Below are 16,254 nucleotides of genomic sequence, written 5' to 3' on the forward strand. Positions count from 1 at the left end.
AGGAACGACACGACAGGGCCGCCCGAACGTGACAATTCAGGGCGCTGATGCGACGCAGGACACGTTTCGCGGGGCAGACGGCTCAGGCCAGCGCCGGTTCGGCCAGCATCTGCCGGCAGGCGTCGCGGGCGGTCTCGCACGCGTCCGCGGCGATCTCGCAATGCCGGTGCCGGTCGGCCTGGCTGCGGCACTCCTGGGCGCAGACGTCGCAGACGGTCGCGCACGCCTCGATCACGGCGCGGGCCAGCTCGGGGTGGTAGCCGCGGAACCGGTCGAGGATCTCGGCCGCGGTGGCGCACATGTCGGCGCAGTCCAGGTTCGTCCGGATGCAGATCACCAGTTCCGCGACCGCCGGGTCGCCCAGGCAGGCGTCGGCACAGGAGTTGCAGGCCTCGGCGCACAGGTTGCACGCACGCACGCAGGCCGCCCGCACGTCATGACGCAGGTCTTCCTCGTCGCGGTACATGGGAGTCATCGGCTGCATGTCTCGCCCCCGATCAAGAAGATCAATCCTACCGGTTCGCGGATCGTCCGGGAGCGCGAAAAGGGCGTCCGTGCCGACGGCACGGACGCCCTTGACCGGCAGGTGTCACTCCACCCGTACGAGCCCGTCCGGGCGGTCGTCCGACTTCTTCGCCGGCTCGTCGCCGCCCTCGACGCCGAGATCCGCGCCCTCGGCTGCCGCCGACTCCATGGCGAGGCGGTCCGCGCCGCTCAGCGTGCTCAGCGGCTTCTCCTTGATGAACAGCACCACGACGAACGCCAGCGCCGCGATCGGCGCGCCGACCAGGAACAGGTCCGCGGTGGCCAGGCCGTAGATCTCGGCGATGATCGCCTTGATCTCCGGCGGCAGCGTGGCCAGGTCGGGAACCTGGCTGCCGCTGCTGCCCGCGGGCGCGGGGCCGAAGCGCTCCTCGCTCAGCGCGGTGATCCGGGCGGTCATCACCGCGCCGAGCGCGCTGACACCGACCGCGCTGCCCATGCTGCGGAAGAAGGTCAGCACCGAGGTGGTGACGCCCAGGTCGTGGGCCGGCACGTCGTTCTGGGCCGCCAGCACCAGGTTCTGCATGAGCAGGCCCACCCCGATGCCGAGCACCGCCATGTACACCGACACCAGCAGCACGCTGGTGGTGTGGTCGATGGTGCCCAGCAGCAGCATGCCGACGGTCATCACGACGGCGCCCACGACCAGGTAGATCTTCCACTTGCCGAACTTGGTGATGAGGCCGCCCGCGACGGTCGACGAGACCAGCAGGCCGAAGATCATGGGCAGGCTCATCAGGCCGGCCACCGTCGGCGACTTGCCCAGCGAGATCTGGAAGTACTGCGACAGGAACACCGCGCCGCCCATCAGCGCCAGACCGACCAGCACGCTGGCGATCGTGGTGAGGGTGACGGTGCGGCTGCGGAAGATGCCGAGCGGGATGATCGGCTCCGCGGCCCGCGACTCGACGAACACGGCCAGCGCCAGCAGCACCAGACCGCCGGTCACCAGGATCGCCGTCCAGGTGGAGGCCCACTCGAACTTGCTGCCGGCCAGGGTCGACCAGATCAGCAGGGTCGAGACACCCGCGGTGATCAGGAACGCGCCCAGGTAGTCGATCTTCACCTTGCCCGGCGGCGTCGCCGGCAGGTGCAGGGTGCGCTGCAGCAGGTAGATGGCGAGCAGGGTGAACGGGACGCCGATGAAGAACGTCCAGCGCCAGCCCAGCCACGAGGTGTCGACCAGCACGCCGCCGATGAGCGGCCCGGCGATGGTGCCGATGCCGAACACCGCGCCGAAGATGCCCGAGTAGCGGCCCATCTCGCGCGGCGGGATCATCGCCGCCATGACGATCATGGCCAGCGCGGTCATGCCGCCCGCGCCGACGCCCTGCACGACCCGGCTGACGAGCAGGATCTCGACGTTCGGGGTGAAGCCCGCGATGAGCGAGCCGACCACGAACAGGCTGAGCGAGAGCTGGATGAGCAGCTTCTTGCTGTACAGGTCGGCCGCTTTGCCCCACAGCGGGACGGTGGCGGTCATCGCCAGCAGCTCGGTGGTGACGATCCAGGTGTAGACGGACTGGCTGCCGTCGAGCGCGGCGATGATGCGCGGCAGCGCGTTGGCCACGACCGTCCCCGCCAGGATGGACACGAACATGCCCAGCATCAGCCCGGACAGCGCCTGCATCACCTCGCGGCGCGACATGGGCACCGTGTCGGGGTCCGATCCGGCCTTCTGCGCCGGTATGTCGGTCGTGGTCATTCTCTTCCTCACGTGGTGCGGCAACCGGGTGAGGGTCACCCGGGGGGATCAGGGGCGCCGACACGGGATCGCGCCGACGCAAGCGGCGGTCAGTGCGGATCGGGCAGCCCGGCGGCCAGGCCCGCGAACGCCTCGTCCACTAGCGCGCCCAGCGACAGGCTGCCGCGCGCCTCCATCCAGCGGGTGGCGGCGACCCGGTAGGCGGCGCTGGTGGTGGCCACCACCAGCGCCGGGTATCCGTGGACCGCGGGGTCGAGGCCGAGGTGGGCGGCGATCTGCCCGGTGGTGGCGCGTTCGGCCTCGGCGTTGCTGAGCACCAGCCGCGGCAGCAGTTGCGGGCTGCGATGGATGATCTCCATGCGCAGGAACCAGTGGTCGCGGTCGGCCTCCATGGCGGCGACGACCAGCAGCACGGCGCGGCGTACCGCCTCCAGCACCGGCATGGTCGGCAGCAGCACGGCCAGCCGGGCGCGCATCGCCTCGACCTCCACCAGGTGGTCGCCGAGCACGGCGTCCTCCTTGGAGGCGAAGTAGTTGAAGAAGGTGCGCGAGGACACGCCCGCCTCGGCGCTGATGTCGTCGACGGTGACCTGGTCGAAGCCGCGCAGCGCGCACAGCCGCAGCGCCGCGCCGGTCAGCGCGGCGCGGGTCTGCTGCTTGCGGAGATCGCGCCGGCCCAGCGGCGCGTCCTGGTCGATCGGGGTCACGCGCCGATCAAACCTTAAACTTGCAGTGGCTGCAAGTTTATTTGACGCCGTGTCGTCCGGCCCCGCGAACCGGTCAACACGGTTGCGAGCGGGACGGACCTGCCACTAAGGTCAGGCGCTGTGACTGCCGGGTCGGCCCAGTGCCGTGATCAGATGAGGCATCCGGCTGAGCCGTGATCGCCCGGCGGGCCCGTGGCCCGCCCTCCTTCCACCGTCGCCCGCAAAAGCGGAGCCTGCCGAGGAAGGAGGTGATCGCATGTCCCGCTTCGAAGAACTCAACGCCGGTGACGTCCTGGTCGGCCAGGTCGTCCAGATCGTGCCGTTCGGCGCCTTCGTCAGCATCGCCGACGACGCCCACGGCCTGCTGCACGGCGAGACCGAGCCGCAGGTCGGCTCGAGCGTCACGGTACAGATCATCGAGATCGATCGTGAACGCAGGCGCGCCAGCCTGAAGCCGGCGTGACCACGGCGGGGGAGGCGGCGCGAGCCGTCTCCCCCGCTCCCGCCCGGTCACCGGGCGAGCAGGGCGACCAGATCGCTGCCCGTCACCACCCCGACCGCCACCCCGCGGGCGTCGACCACCGCCACCGCGTCCACGCAGGCCGTGCGCATCAGCCGGGCCGCGTCCACCACCGCCGCCCCGCCCGCGACCACCGCCGGCGTGCGGTCCAGCACCGAGGAGACCCGCCGGTACGACAGTGCGGCCGGCTCGGCGGCCCACGCCGCGACGACCGACCGGTCCGCCAGCACGCCCACGCACCGCCCGCCCTCGTCGGTGACGACCAGGTGCCGCAGCCCCTCCCGGACCATCACCGCGAGCGCGTCGCCCAGCGTCGTCGACGTCGGCACGGAGTACGGCGGCGCGCTCATCACCTCGCTGATCTGCCGCCACGCCAGCCCCGCCGCCCGGTCCGGCCGATCCTGTGCGATCCGCTTGTCCATGACCAGCTCCTGACCTGCCCCGCGTCTTACCCGGCCGCGGGTTCCCCGGCGGGCTCGTGACGCACCATCAGCACCGGGCACGCCGCATGGTGCAGCAACTGCTGGCTGACCGAGCCCAGCAGCAACCCGGTGAACCCGCCCCGCCCCCGGGCGCCGACCACCATCAGCTGCGCCTGCTCGCTCAGGCGTACCAGCTCGCGCCCGGTCCGCCCGGACACCAGTTGGGTGCGGACCCGGACATCGGGGCAGCGCTTCTGCTCGCCGTCGAGGGCCGCGTCGAGTTCGTGCTGCTCGGCCGCGCGCGCGGCGTCCGCGTCGTAGAGCGCGGGCACGGAGTAGGACAACGTCGTGGCGGCGTCGTGCCAGACCCGCACCGCCAGCAGCTCCGCGTCGCGCTGCCGGGCCTCCAGGAACGCCTGCCGCACCGCCGACGCCGACCCCGGCGAGCCGTCGACCCCAAGCACGACCGGGCCGGGACGCCCCGCGCCGCGTACCACCAGCACCGGGGTGGCGCAGTGCGCCGTGACCTCGACCGCGACCGAGCCCAGCAGCAGCCCGGTGAATCCGCCCAGCCCTCGGTCGCCGAGCACCAGCAGTTGCGCGCCCCGGGCGGCGGCCAGCAGCACGCCCGCAGGGCCGCCCGTGACCAGGTCCGCCGTCACCTCGACCCGGCCGTTCGCGGCTTTGGCCGCCGCGGTCGCCTCGGCGAGGATCCGCTCGGCATCATGGCGCAGCCCGCCCTCGGGCACGGCTTCGGACGCGCCGACGTCCACATGCATGAGCGGCCAGATGAAGGCGTGCACGATCCGCAGCCCGCACCCGCGCCACGCCGCCTCCCGCACGGCCTCCCGCACCGCCGCCAGCGCCGACCCGGACCCGTCGACCCCCACCACGACCATCGCCTGCTCGCCCATAGCCTCTCCCCCACCCCATTATCGATCACCCCGGACGAAACAGCTGCTCAGCCGCCCGACGGCCTTGGCTCACCGCGCGAAGAGCGCGGTTTCGGGTCAAGATCTGCCGGTCTGGCACGAGTCTCCGACCGGCGACAGCGATCTCCACAGAGGTAGCGCCCTGCGCGCTCCGAACGGGGAATCCGGCGAAGGGCGAGCGGGCCGGGAGGGCGCGGCGCACATTGGAAGAAGACCAGGTGGGAGGCGGTGTGGCGCTCGACGGGAGCACGTTCGCGCAGACGGTCTACGCCGACGACGTGGTGGCGTCCAACGCGGCCATGGGAGCGATGGTCCGCGAGATGGGCTGGCCGCCGCAGAGCGTGCAGGCGTTCCGCGACCAGGCCCGCGAGCGGCTGGCCGCGCTGGCGCCCGGCGGAGTTCTGCCCCGCTCCCCGCTCGCCCGCGAGATCACCGTCCCGCTGCCGGCGGGGTCGATGAGTGCCCGGGTGTTCGACGCGCCCACGCCGACCGGCCTCTACCTGCACGTCCACGGCGGAGGCTGGACCGTCGGGGCGGCCGACGAGCAGGACTCCTACCTGGAGGACCTGGTCCGCGGCACCGAGGACCCGCTGCTCGACGACTCCCTGTTCCTGTACGCCCGGCTGCTCGCCGCCCGGTCGCCCGCGCAGATCCAGGTGGTGCCGGGTGCGGGCCACAGCTTCAACCTGATGCCGCTGTCGGTGTCCGGGCCCGCCAACGAGGTCGTGTACGGCTTCCTCGCCGCGGCGCTCGCCGCCTGACAGGTCCACTGTCGCGAACCTGTCCGCGGATCTTCTCGCAGGTCGGCCGTTGCGGCAGCGGGAACCGGTCGGACAGCCCTCGCCGCGGGCACACCGTGGTGGGATGATCGGCGCGCCGCTCGCACGGCCCTGTCCGGCAACGCCCCTCAGCTCAACCGGACCGGTGCTGTGCGACCCTCGCGCACCGTACGTCCACCTCGGCCGATGTCGTTCCGAACTGGATGATCGCGGCCGCAGGGGCCCCGCGCCGCGGGAGCGCCGGCGTGAACGGTATCGGTGAGGGAGGAACGCTGTGACGCAGGCAGAAGCCGGCGCATTCAAGATTCTCAAGGGCCTGGGCATCGCGATCGTGATCGTGGTGTCGCTGGTGCTTATCGCGGTGTACTGGCAGCCCGTGCTGTCCACCATCGTCGACGTCTGGAACTACCTGATCGACCGCATCCCGACCGATGGCGGCCAGCGCACGGCGGTGCTGGTCTACATGATCGCGGCGGTGGTGATGGGCGTGCTGTTCTCGCAGGCCGGCCACTTCACCGCGTACGGCATCGCGATGGGCCTGGTGCCGCTGCTGTGGGTGCTGTTCTGGGAGGGCTTCCCGCCGCTCGGCCTGCACCCGGTGTGGACGTCCAACATGGGCGTCGCCCACCTGCGCCCGAGCCAGGTCGCGCTGTGGGCGGTCGTCGCCGCGGTGCTCACCACGCTGGTCTTCGTGCCGCTGGAGATGCGCGAGAAGTGGCAGCGCCGCCGGCGCTCCCGCCGGGGCTGAGAAAAGCCGGGGCGGGTGGCGCCGGCATCGTCGGCGCCACCCGCCTGGCCCGGTCCGGCCCCCGAGGCTACGCGAGAGCCGGCTCGGTCTTCGGGCACCTCACACGTAGGTCACCGTGTCGATGTAGGTGTACACGTCGTCACGGACCATCAGGTGCGGTGCGGTCATGGTCTCCTCCACGACACCGGAGTCACTGCCGCAGATGACCACGGCCTTGTCCGATGAGACGTCGGAGATGATCCCTGCCTGCCACTTCCGCTCGCGGTGCACCCAGACCCGGTCTCCGGACTGGTACGAGTCGGTGGCCGCGATCTCGGCGGAAGCGCGCCGGGCGGGGTTGATCCTGGGAGCTGGCATACGTGCCTCACTGCGGCAAACGTGGTGCTCGCGGATGGGGGGTGGAGCCGGCCGGTCCGGGTTGTGTCCGTGCCGTCCGCCCGGTGCCGTGTTGCCACACCATCCGGGCCACAGATGCAAGTGCCACAATGCAAACGCTATGTCGTTGCGCCTCCCATCATGCAGACGATCCTGTGCAGGCGCAAGCGCCGGATGCACGTGCAGATGACTTTTGGCATTCCTTCCCCGTACAGAGCGTCACCTGCCTGGCGTAACGCGGGCGACATCCTGATGAGATATGGCGTCCGCCGGCCTGGCCGACGTCCCACTTTTCGGGAAAAGATCGACAGGTGACCTCTGTGCGACCCGTCAAACCCGACGACCTCCCGGCACTGCTCGCCCTGATCGCCGACCACGCCGACTACGAACGAGCCGCGCCCGTGCCGCCCGGCCTCGGCGACCGGCTCGCTCCGGCCCTGTTCACCGACCCGCCGCGGCTGCGCTGCCTGGTCGCCGACGACGCCGGGACCCTCGTCGGGTACGCGACCTGGACCCGGGACTTCGCCACCTGGACCGGCCGCCACTACAGCCACCTTGACTGCCTCTACCTCGCCGACCGCCACCGGGGCCGCGGCCTGGGCAGGCAGCTGCTCGACGCGGTGGTCGCGGCCTGCGGCGACGACGAGATCCAGTGGCAGACCCCGGCCTGGAACACCGACGCCCAGCGCTTCTACCAGCGCCTCGGCGCCCGCCCTGCCGAGAAGGTCCGCTACACCCTGAACCCGTCCGGGCCGGTGCACGGCACCGGCTGATCGCTCGCCGACGAACAACGCGGCGATGCGGCGATGTGCCGCCAGGCTCAGACGACGTCCGCATCGCCGACCGGCACGGAGACCTCCGGCCGGGCAGCACCGGTCGGCGACCCGCTCAGCTCACCGAACCGGGCCAGCGCCAGCGCGCCGCCGACCGCGAGCAGGAAGCCGCCGACCGCGACCGGCACCCAGCCGGCTCGCGCCTCGTCGCCGAGCACCACGACTCCCACGACGGCGGGCAGCACGGTCTCCCCGATGACCATCGCCGCCGTGGCCGTGGTGACCGAGCCGCCCGACAGCGCCATCGTCCACAGCACCAGCGCGATGAGACTGGAGGCGGCGACCAGGTAGGTCGCCGGTTCCCGCATCATGCGCGCCGGATCAAGCTCCGGCAGGGTGCGCGCGGCGAGCGCCAGCACCCCGAAGCACAGTCCCGCGCACAGCCCGAGGGTCATCGTGCGCCACCGGCCGGGCAGGCGGCCCGCGCCCGCGCCCAGCACGGCCAGCCCGACCAGGCTGGCGCCCAGCGCGGCGTAGAAGTCGGTGTGCGCGCGGTTCGCGCCCTCCGGTCCGGCCGACACACCGAGCAGGGCCAGACCCAGGCACACGGCGACCACGGCGAGTTTCTCGGCGCGGCCCAGCCGCTCCTTCATCACCACGGCCGCGGCGATCGCGGTCACCGCCAGCGCGGACGCGATCGCGGCCTGCACCAGAAACAGCGGCAGGTGCCGCAGCGCGACCAGTTCGAAGCCGAAACCGAGCAGGTCCAGGCCCAGGCCGGCGAGGAACGGCACGGTCATCCAGGCACGCAGCATCGACCGTGGATCGAGTTCGCTGACCGGCCCCGCCCCGCGCATGCCGACGGCCTGCATGACCGACGACAACCCGAAGCACACGGCCGCCGCGAGCGCCCCGCACAGGCTCAGGATCAGCACCGCTTCATCGTTTCACCGGGTTCCCGGCCCGACCGGCCGTTCCGCTGGTCTGACGGCGCTCCACGCGAATGCTATAGGATCTTTGACACCGCCGATGAAACCGTTTACTGTCCCTTCGTCCTGCGACTTCCCGGCCCGCCGGCCGCGTCCCCATCGGAGTGCCATGACCACCGTCCCCACCCCGGGCCAGCTCGCCTGGCAGGAGGCCGGCTTCGGTCTCTTCCTGCACTTCGGCGTCAACACGTTCCACGGCAAGGAGTGGAGCGACGGCACCCTGGACCCGGCCACGTTCGACCCCGCCGACCTCGACGCCGTCCAGTGGGTCGACGTCGCACAGCGGGCCGGCGCGAGGTACGTGGTCCTCACCGCCAAGCACCACGACGGCTTCTGCCTGTGGCCGACCGGCACCACCACCTACTCGGTCGCGTCCTCGCCCTGGCGCGGCGGCCGCGGTGACGTGGTGGGCGAGCTGGCCGAGGCCTGCCGGGCCGCGGGCATGCCGCTGGGCCTGTACCTGTCCCCCTGGGACCGCAACGCCGCCTGCTATCCCGACGCCGCCGCCTACGACGACTTCTACGTACGGCAGCTCACCGAGCTGTGCACCCGCTACGGGCCGCTGTTCGAGCTGTGGTTCGACGGGGCGGGCTCCGAGGGGCGCGCCTACGGCTGGGACGCGATCATGAAGGTGGTCGACACGCACCAGCCTCAGGCCATGGTTTTCAACATGGGGCGGCCCACCATCCGGTGGGTCGGCAACGAGGACGGCCTGGCCGCCGACCCGTGCGCCTACACCGTCGACCGGCTGGGCAGGTCCATGTTCACCGCCGACTCCGACCGCCTCGACGGCGCGCGCTACCTGCCGCCGGAGTGCGACGTGCCGATCCGGGCGCACTGGTTCTGGCAGCCCGACGACCTGGGCACGCTCAAGAGCGCCGAGCACCTGCTGGCCATCTGGTACCGCTCGGTCGGCCTGGGCGCGGGGCTGCTGCTCAACCTGCCACCGGACCGGAGCGGGCGGCTCGACGAGACCGACGCCGCCCGGCTGCTGGAGGTCACCGCCGAGCTGCGCCGGCGGTTCGCGACACCGCTGGCCGCCCGGCTCACCCACGAGCCGGGCCGGGTCGTCGCCGAGTTCGACACCGAGGTCGAACTCGACCACGTCGAGCTGCGCGAGGACCTCACCACCGGGCAGTGGGCGGGCGGGCACGAGGTCCGTCTCGGCGAGGCGGTGGTCGCGGCCGGGCACACCGTGGGCGTACGCCGCTGGCACGCCTTCCCCGCGATCCGCACCCGTCGGCTCACCGTGACCCTGGGCGACCCGCGGGCGCGGCTGACCGCCGTCACCGGCTTCCGCACCGGGCACGAGTCACCGCCCGCAGCGCAGGCGCAGCCCGCACTGGACGTGTCGAAAGTAGACTGACCGCGGCACCCACCTCCGGCGTCCCCCGGCGCGTCCATCAGCAGGACGCGTCGAAAGGGCAGGCATGGGCGAGGAGCAGGGCACCACGACCCGGGTGCGGGCGGCGTCGCCGCGGCGGCCGGAGCTGGACGCGATACGGACGCTGGTCGTCGTCGGTCTGATCTTCTTTCATTCGGCGCTGGTGTTCGACGAACGCGACGACTACTACGTCAAGAACGGCGACACGACCGAGGTCACCACGATCCTGTCGGGGCTGGCCGTGGTGTGGGCCATGCCCGCGCTGTTCCTCATCGCGGGGTTCGGTGCACGCCACTCGCTGCGCCGCCGCGGACCGGGCGGCTTCGCCGCCGAACGGCTGCTCCGGCTGGGCATGCCGCTGCTGTTCGCGATCGTGGCGCTGCTGCCGGTGCCGCAGTGGCTGCGGCTGAAGGCCGCCGACCCGGGCTACCACGAGTCCTACTGGCGGTTCCTGCCGCGCTTTTTCGACGTGCGGTTCGAGCCGGGCGAGTTCCCGTTCGTCCTGCAGGGTGAGCATTTCGAAACCGGGCACCTGTGGTTCGTCGTGCTGCTGCTGGCCTGGGCGCTGCTGCTGGCCTGCGCCGCCCGGGCGCTGCCCCGCGACCGGGTACGGCGGCTGCGCGACCGGCTCGCCGCTGTGGCCGGCCGGCGCGGCAGGGTGCTGCTGCTGCCCGCGCTGCCGCTGGCGCTGATCAGCGCCCTGGACGGCATGGAGGAAGGGCTCGCCGGCTGGAGCCGCTGGGCCTACCTGCTGTTCTTCCTGTACGGCGTCGTGCTCGCCACCGACGAGCGGTTCCGCGACGCGATGCGCCGTGAAGCCGTGCTCGCGGCCGTCGCCGGGGTGGTGCTGATGGCGATCGGCATGCCGCTGTTCTTCGTCGTCAGCGAGGCCGGCGGCGACCCGTTCACCGACCTCACCGGCCCGGCCCTGGCCATGCGGGCGCTCTACGGCATGACCGGCTGGTGCTGGGTGGTAGCCATCCTCGGCCTGCTCGACCGCCGCGCGCACCCCCGCCCGGCGACCTCGGCGAGACCTCCCGGCCTCGGCCGCCGGGTCTACGTCTACCTGGCGCTCGGTGCGCTGCCGATCTACGTGCTGCACCAGCCGATCGTGGTCGCGGTGGCCTACTTCGTCGTGTCCTGGCAGGCCCCGATCGCGGTCAAGTACGCGGCACTCGTCGCGATCGCGCTCGTGCTGACCATCGCGGCGTACGACCTGCTGGTGCGGCGTACCCGGAGCACCCGGTTCCTGTTCGGCATGCGGGAGCCGGCCGCCGTCCGTCCGAACACGACGCCATCGCCTGGCGAGTGAGGAGTACCGTGCAGCCCATGTCACCGACGATCAAGGTCGAGGAACTCAGGAAGGCGTACGGCGAGCTGCGCGCCGTCGACGGCGTCTCCTTCGAGGTGCAGACCGGGGAGTTCTTCGGCATCCTCGGGCCCAACGGCGCGGGCAAGACCACCACCCTGGAGATGATGGAGGGTCTGCGCAAGCCCGACTCGGGCAGCGTGTCCCTGTTCGGCGAGAGCCCCTGGCCGCGCAACCCGCGCCTGCTCCCCCGCATCGGCGTGCAACTGCAGGCCAGCGCGTTCTTCGAGCGGCTGACCGCACGCGAGCAGATCCGCACCTTCGCCTCGCTGTACGGCGTGCCCGCCCGCAAGGCCGACGAGTGGCTGGCCGTGGTCGGGCTGGAGGACATGGCCGGCAAGCGCAACGAGGACCTCTCCGGCGGGCAGCAGCAGCGCCTGTCCATCGCCTGTGCGCTGGCGCACGGGCCGGACCTGGTGTTCCTCGACGAGCCGACGTCGGGCCTGGACCCGCAGGCCCGCCGCAACCTGTGGGACGTGCTGCGCGACATCAGCGCGCAGGGCCGCACCGTGGTGCTGACCACGCACTACCTCGACGAGGCCGAGTCGCTGTGCGACCGGGTCGCCATCATGGACCACGGCCGCATCCTGCAGTCCGGGCCGCCCGCGACGCTGGTGCGCGACCTGGACGCGCCGACCCGGATCTCGATCGAGACCGGCACGCTCACCGCGGAGGCGGCGCGCGGGCTCGCCGACGGGCTGGAGGTCACCGACGACGGGGTGTCGCTGACCATCGCGACGCGTACCCCCGCCCCCGTGCTCTCGGCGCTGGCCGAGCGGGACGCGCTACGCGGCCTGTCGGTGCGCGGCGCGACCCTGGAAGACGTCTTCCTGCACCTCACCGGACGGGAGTACCGCGCGTGACAAGCTTCGTCAGCCTCTCCTCGGCGATGGCCCGCGGCTTCTTCCGCGACCGCACCGCCCTGTTCTTCACCATCCTGTTCCCGCTGATGTTCCTGGTGCTGTTCGGCGGCCTGTTCAAGGACGCGGGCGCGTCCAAGACCGACATTCTGCAGATCGGCGCGGTGCCGGTCGTCGACCAGCTGCCCGCCGAGGCCGCCGCCGGGCTCGACCAGGTGCTCGCGGTGACCCGCACGTCGGATCGCGCCGCCGCGCTGGAGGAGGTCCGCAAGGGCGACAAGGCCGCCGCGATCGAGCAGGTCGGCGGCGAGCTGATCGTGCACTACTCGGCGGCGGACGCGGTCAAGTCCGCCACCGTGCGCGGCATCGTCGAGTCGCTGGTGCAGCAGGCGAACCTGGCCGCCGCCGGGGTCACCACGCCCTCGGTGACCATGCGCGCCCAGCCGGTCGAGGACCAGTCGCTCAAGGCGATCCAGTACATGACGCCGGGCCTGCTGGGCTGGGCGATCGCCACCGGCGCGACGTTCGGCGCGGCGCTGACCCTGGTCACCTGGCGGCAGAAGAAGATCCTGCGCCGCCTGCGGCTGTCCCCCGTGCCGCTCGCGTCGATCATCGGCGCGCGGGTGTCGGTGAGCATCGTCATCGCCGCCGCGCAGTGCGCCATGTTCATCGGCGTGGCCCTGCTGCCCTACTTCGGGCTGCAGCTGTCCGACCAGTGGTGGGCGTTCATCCCGGTGATGATCGCCGGCACGCTGGCATTCCTGTCCATCGGCCTGGTCGCCGGCGCCGCTGCCAAGACCCCCGAGGCCGCCAGCGCCATCGCCAACCTCATCACCCTGCCCATGGCCTTCCTGTCGGGCGCCTTCTTCCCCCTCGACGGGGCCCCGAAGTGGCTGCAGCAGCTGTCGGAGTTCTTCCCCCTCAAGCACCTGGTGTCCTCGATGCAGGACGTGATGGTCCGGGGCGAGAGCTTCGCCGTCACCCTGCCCGACATCGGGCTGCTGCTCGGCTTCACCGTCGTGCTGGCCGGTGTCGCCGCGTTCCTGTTCCGCTGGGACGACGCCTGACCGGCCGGCCCGTGGTCACGGCACGGAACCGACCGTGCTGTCCAGCACGTCGCGGAGCAGTTCCTCGTCGACGGGCTCGCTGAACGCGTCGAAGGTCACCTGCACGAGCGTGTGTTCGACCCGGACCAACACGATGATCAGCGAGCCCTGGAACGACATACCCGAGAACTCGGCGGTCATCGCCAGGTCCACCCGCCAGGCCTGGTCGCCCAGCGCCGGCGGGCGGCCGGTGCTGACGGTGTAGTGCAGCGGCGTGCCCTCCCCGCTCGTGTAGGTGAACCGGGGGCAGGCCTGCCGTGCCTTCTCGGCCGCCGTGAACAGCGCAGGTGGCACCGGATGGGGGTACGAGCGCACGGTCACGTTGACGGACGAAGTCGTGATCTTGTCGCCGTCGGTCCACCGGCTGCGGGCGACGATCGGCTGCGCGTCGTCCACCGTCAGATACGTCTCCTCGACCAGCGCCGTGCAGTGCTCGGGGTCGTCGAGGACCGCGGTGCCGCTGCTCGTGGACTCCGGCAGCGTGCGCCAGTGCCGGGGCAGCACGGGGCGTGCGGCGTCGGCGACGCGCTGAGCCTCGGCCTGGGAGAGCACCCGGGAGACGGCGGCACCGGACCGGGTGGGGGCAGGGTCGGCGACGGCCGTGGGGGTGTCGGTCATCGCCGACAGGGTGCTGCCGGCGGCCAGGCCCACGGCCACCAGTGCCGCGGTCGCGGCGGCGAGGACTGCCGACCGGACCCGGGGCCGACCCGCCAGCGCCGCGGGGACGAGCGCGGCCGCCCGCTGGAGCAGAAGCACCAGGACGCCGACGGCGAGCGCGCCCAGCGCACCCTGGACCACGATCTGGTCCAGCAGGAAGTCCGCATAGGACAGATCGACCCCGGCGTTGCAGGTGTTCTGGCGCAGCCGCAGCATCGGCACACACCTACCGATCATCGAGGCCGCCTGCTCCCCGATGATCACAGCGGCGGCGCAGGTCAGGGCCGCGAGCTGGCCGAGCAGCAGCCCACGGCGGCACCGTGCCGCCAGCACCCCGCCCAGGACCGCCTGGACGGCGACGGCCAGCGCGAGCTGGGCGTACGAGTGATAGGAGACGAGTCCGGGGGTGTCGTAGGCAACCTGGTGCAGCACGGCGCGCAGCGCGAGGGTCAGCAGCACGAACACCCCTGCCCCGGCCAGCCCGGCCAGCACCGCTGACCGCAGGCCGCGAGTGCCGGGCAGGTCCGGCACTCCGGCAGGGCGGCTGCCCACGGGATCGTCCCCGGCGTCGGCCGGGCGGTCGGCGGGAGCCGCACGCGGGCGGCGCAGCAGTGCGGTGAACGGGTAGAGGCAGGCCAGCGCGAACGCCGGGACGACCAGGGGCCGGGCGGCGAACAGTTGCAGCGGCGGATAGACGGTGGAGAACAGACCGAAGCCGGGCCCCTCCCAGAGCCGTTCGCCGAGGGTCACGAAGTCGGCGGCGACCAGGTGGTAGAACCGGCCGATCAGGTACGGCGCGGAGCGCGTCTCGAGCCAGATGCCGAACCAGACGGCGAACGGGGTCACCGTGGCGGCGATACCGGCCGGCCAGACCCACCGGCTGTCCGCCCCGCGCAGTACGGGCAGCCAGGCGCGGGCGCCGGCGGCGCTGGCGGCGGCCAGCAGGAGGATCCCGACGGTGAACGACGCCGCGCCGACCAGGCCCGCGGTCAGGCTGACACCGCCCACCTCGACGCTCCCGGCCAGCGCGATCCTGCCCCCGGTAGCCGAGCTGCCGAAAACGCCCCACGCGCCGACCGTGTTGAGGATCGAGGCGAGGTCGCCGAGCAGGCAGCCCAGGCTGAAGCCCAGCGCGGCGGGCAGCACCGGCACCCGTGGCCCGTGCGCCGACAGCAGCTCGGCCCGCCAGGCCGCCACGGCCAGGACGCCGACCACGACGGGCGCCACCAGCCAGGCCAGGTAGCGGCCCGACGGAGTGCCGTCGTGGGGCAGCCCGAGACCGGCGACAAAGGTCAGCGATCCGGTCGCGAGCATGGTGGTCACACCCGCCCCGAAGAGCTCGCCGAACCCGGGGCGCAGTGTCGTGAGCGGATGGTCGATGGCGTGCAGGCGGGCCGCGGCGGCCGGGTGCACGCCGAAACGGCGGCGCCACGACAACCTGGTCTCGCGCGCCGCGGTGGCCGCCATCACCCGGCGCAGTCCGTCGGCTGCGCCGTGCTGGGCGGCGCGCGCGTCGGCGAGGATCTCCCGGGCACGCAGCACCGAGTTGCGCACCAGGTAGACGATCCCCACGAACAGCACCGTGCGACTGCCGCTGTTGAGCACCTCTCGCGGGTAGTCCGCAGACACCCACGGCGGGGTCGACGGGTCGACGAAGATCCTCGGATGCACGATCGCGACCGCCATCGGCAGGAGCGCCAGCGCGACGAACGCCCGCCACAGGGCCATCGTGGCGTAGGCGATGTCGACATCGCGGTTGCGCAGATGGGCCAGCTCGTGCAGGACCACGGCACGGAACGCCGCCGGGTCGGTGATGCGCAGGGGCACCAGACCGGCGTTGATCCGGACCCAGTACCGGCCCGTCCGGCCGAAGGCCAGCCCGCCCGGCGCGACCGCGTGCGGATCGAGCACGAAGCGGGGCGGTCTGCGCAGCCCGATCTCCGTCGTGAGGTCGCACAGCGCGGCGTGCAGGCGGGGGAAATCGGCGGCGGTGACCGGCACGAGTCCCGCCCGCCGCCGGGTCCACCAGGGTGCGGCGAGGTAGAGAGCGAGCGCCACCGCCAGCAGCAGCACCAGCCCGGCCAGGATCCATGCCGCCTCGGCCTGCTCGTACGGGGCGAGGCAGCGGCTGGCCTGCGCCAGGTCGCGTTCGGAGTCCTCGATGGCGGCGGGATCCAGGGAAAGGCCGAGCTCGCCGCGCCGCAGCAGTTCGTTGCAGCGGGCGTACGTGAACAGGCCCGCTTCCGCATTGCCGGGCAGCCGGGTGTACACGAGGCTGAAGGCGTAGGTGGCGGTGCCGAAGATGGCGGCGACCAGCGACACGAAGCGCAGGGTGGTGCCGGAGACCACGGCGAGGGCTGACCGCGGCGGCGGGGCGACGGCCAC

Annotated in this window: 16 protein-coding genes; 8 read left to right on the top strand and 8 right to left on the bottom strand. The window is 72.2% G+C overall.

The features are described from left to right. Positions 1-82: 82 nt before the first annotated feature. The 3 genes from F6W97_RS37400 to F6W97_RS37410 all read right to left on the bottom strand — a co-directional run bounded on the left by F6W97_RS37400 (position 83) and on the right by F6W97_RS37410 (position 2,955). On the bottom strand, positions 83-484 hold the full coding sequence (locus tag F6W97_RS37400) for a four-helix bundle copper-binding protein (protein WP_230687295.1): 402 nt from the start codon (positions 482-484) through the stop codon (positions 83-85). 105 nt (positions 485-589) lie between these two features. Beyond that, entirely contained in the window at positions 590-2,248 is a 1,659-nt protein-coding gene (locus tag F6W97_RS37405; RefSeq protein WP_155375320.1) for an MDR family MFS transporter, read from the bottom strand. Positions 2,249-2,337: 89 nt separating this feature from the next. Further along, a complete protein-coding gene (locus F6W97_RS37410; protein ID WP_155375321.1) occupies positions 2,338-2,955 on the bottom strand; it encodes an acyl-CoA-like ligand-binding transcription factor in 618 nt (205 codons plus the stop codon). A gap of 256 nt (positions 2,956-3,211) precedes the next feature. On the opposite strand from F6W97_RS37410, the gene F6W97_RS37415 reads away from it, so the two are divergent. After that, positions 3,212-3,418: a S1 RNA-binding domain-containing protein gene (locus F6W97_RS37415; protein ID WP_155375322.1), complete on the top strand. Its 207-nt coding sequence runs from the start codon at positions 3,212-3,214 to the stop codon at positions 3,416-3,418. Between the two features lie 47 nt (positions 3,419-3,465). On the opposite strand, the gene F6W97_RS37420 is transcribed toward F6W97_RS37415, so the two are convergent. Together F6W97_RS37420 and F6W97_RS37425 are read right to left on the bottom strand one after the other, a co-directional pair. Beyond that, positions 3,466-3,897, bottom strand: a complete 432-nt coding sequence (locus F6W97_RS37420) for a CBS domain-containing protein (RefSeq protein ID WP_155375323.1) — start codon at positions 3,895-3,897, stop codon at positions 3,466-3,468. A 26-nt stretch (positions 3,898-3,923) separates the two neighbouring features. Then, a complete protein-coding gene (locus F6W97_RS37425; protein WP_230687296.1) occupies positions 3,924-4,811 on the bottom strand; it encodes a universal stress protein in 888 nt (295 codons plus the stop codon). A 248-nt stretch (positions 4,812-5,059) separates the two neighbouring features. On the opposite strand from F6W97_RS37425, the gene F6W97_RS37430 reads away from it, so the two are divergent. Together F6W97_RS37430 and F6W97_RS37435 are read left to right on the top strand one after the other, a co-directional pair. Continuing rightward, positions 5,060-5,590 carry an alpha/beta hydrolase family protein gene (locus F6W97_RS37430; protein WP_155375324.1) on the top strand — a complete coding sequence of 177 codons (531 nt, stop codon included), beginning with the start codon at positions 5,060-5,062 and terminating at the stop codon, positions 5,588-5,590. 292 nt (positions 5,591-5,882) lie between these two features. After that, positions 5,883-6,356, top strand: a complete 474-nt coding sequence (locus F6W97_RS37435; RefSeq protein ID WP_155375325.1) for a hypothetical protein — start codon at positions 5,883-5,885, stop codon at positions 6,354-6,356. A gap of 99 nt (positions 6,357-6,455) precedes the next feature. Here the strand turns inward: F6W97_RS37435 and F6W97_RS37440 are convergent, their stop codons facing one another. Continuing rightward, a complete protein-coding gene (locus tag F6W97_RS37440) occupies positions 6,456-6,713 on the bottom strand; it encodes a hypothetical protein (RefSeq protein WP_155375326.1) in 258 nt (85 codons plus the stop codon). A gap of 329 nt (positions 6,714-7,042) precedes the next feature. Here F6W97_RS37440 and F6W97_RS37445 point away from each other — a divergent pair, with 329 nt between their 5' ends. Continuing rightward, complete coding sequence (locus tag F6W97_RS37445; RefSeq protein WP_155375327.1) at positions 7,043-7,504, top strand: GNAT family N-acetyltransferase; 462 nt, start codon at positions 7,043-7,045, stop codon at positions 7,502-7,504. Between the two features lie 47 nt (positions 7,505-7,551). Here F6W97_RS37445 and F6W97_RS37450 read toward each other — a convergent pair whose 3' ends face one another. Further along, positions 7,552-8,439: a hypothetical protein gene (locus F6W97_RS37450; protein ID WP_230687297.1), complete on the bottom strand. Its 888-nt coding sequence runs from the start codon at positions 8,437-8,439 to the stop codon at positions 7,552-7,554. A gap of 163 nt (positions 8,440-8,602) precedes the next feature. Between F6W97_RS37450 and F6W97_RS37455 the strand changes: the two genes are divergently transcribed. The 4 genes from F6W97_RS37455 to F6W97_RS37470 all read left to right on the top strand — a co-directional run bounded on the left by F6W97_RS37455 (position 8,603) and on the right by F6W97_RS37470 (position 13,173). Beyond that, complete coding sequence (locus F6W97_RS37455; RefSeq protein ID WP_155375328.1) at positions 8,603-9,859, top strand: alpha-L-fucosidase; 1,257 nt, start codon at positions 8,603-8,605, stop codon at positions 9,857-9,859. Between the two features lie 64 nt (positions 9,860-9,923). After that, a complete protein-coding gene (locus F6W97_RS37460; RefSeq protein WP_155375329.1) occupies positions 9,924-11,189 on the top strand; it encodes an acyltransferase family protein in 1,266 nt (421 codons plus the stop codon). 17 nt (positions 11,190-11,206) lie between these two features. After that, positions 11,207-12,109 (top strand): ABC transporter ATP-binding protein, encoded by a 903-nt coding sequence (locus tag F6W97_RS37465; RefSeq protein WP_155375330.1) that lies wholly within the window; start codon positions 11,207-11,209, stop codon positions 12,107-12,109. Continuing rightward, positions 12,106-13,173, top strand: coding sequence for an ABC transporter permease (locus F6W97_RS37470; protein WP_155375331.1), 1,068 nt, complete (start codon positions 12,106-12,108; stop codon positions 13,171-13,173). The genes F6W97_RS37465 and F6W97_RS37470 overlap by 4 nt, the downstream gene beginning before the upstream one ends. 15 nt (positions 13,174-13,188) lie before the next feature. Here the strand turns inward: F6W97_RS37470 and F6W97_RS37475 are convergent, their stop codons facing one another. After that, entirely contained in the window at positions 13,189-16,254 is a 3,066-nt protein-coding gene (locus F6W97_RS37475) for a M48 family metalloprotease (RefSeq protein WP_155375332.1), read from the bottom strand.

Source organism: Catellatospora vulcania (assembly GCF_009720385.1).
Classification (GTDB): Bacteria; Actinomycetota; Actinomycetes; order Mycobacteriales; family Micromonosporaceae; genus Catellatospora; species Catellatospora vulcania.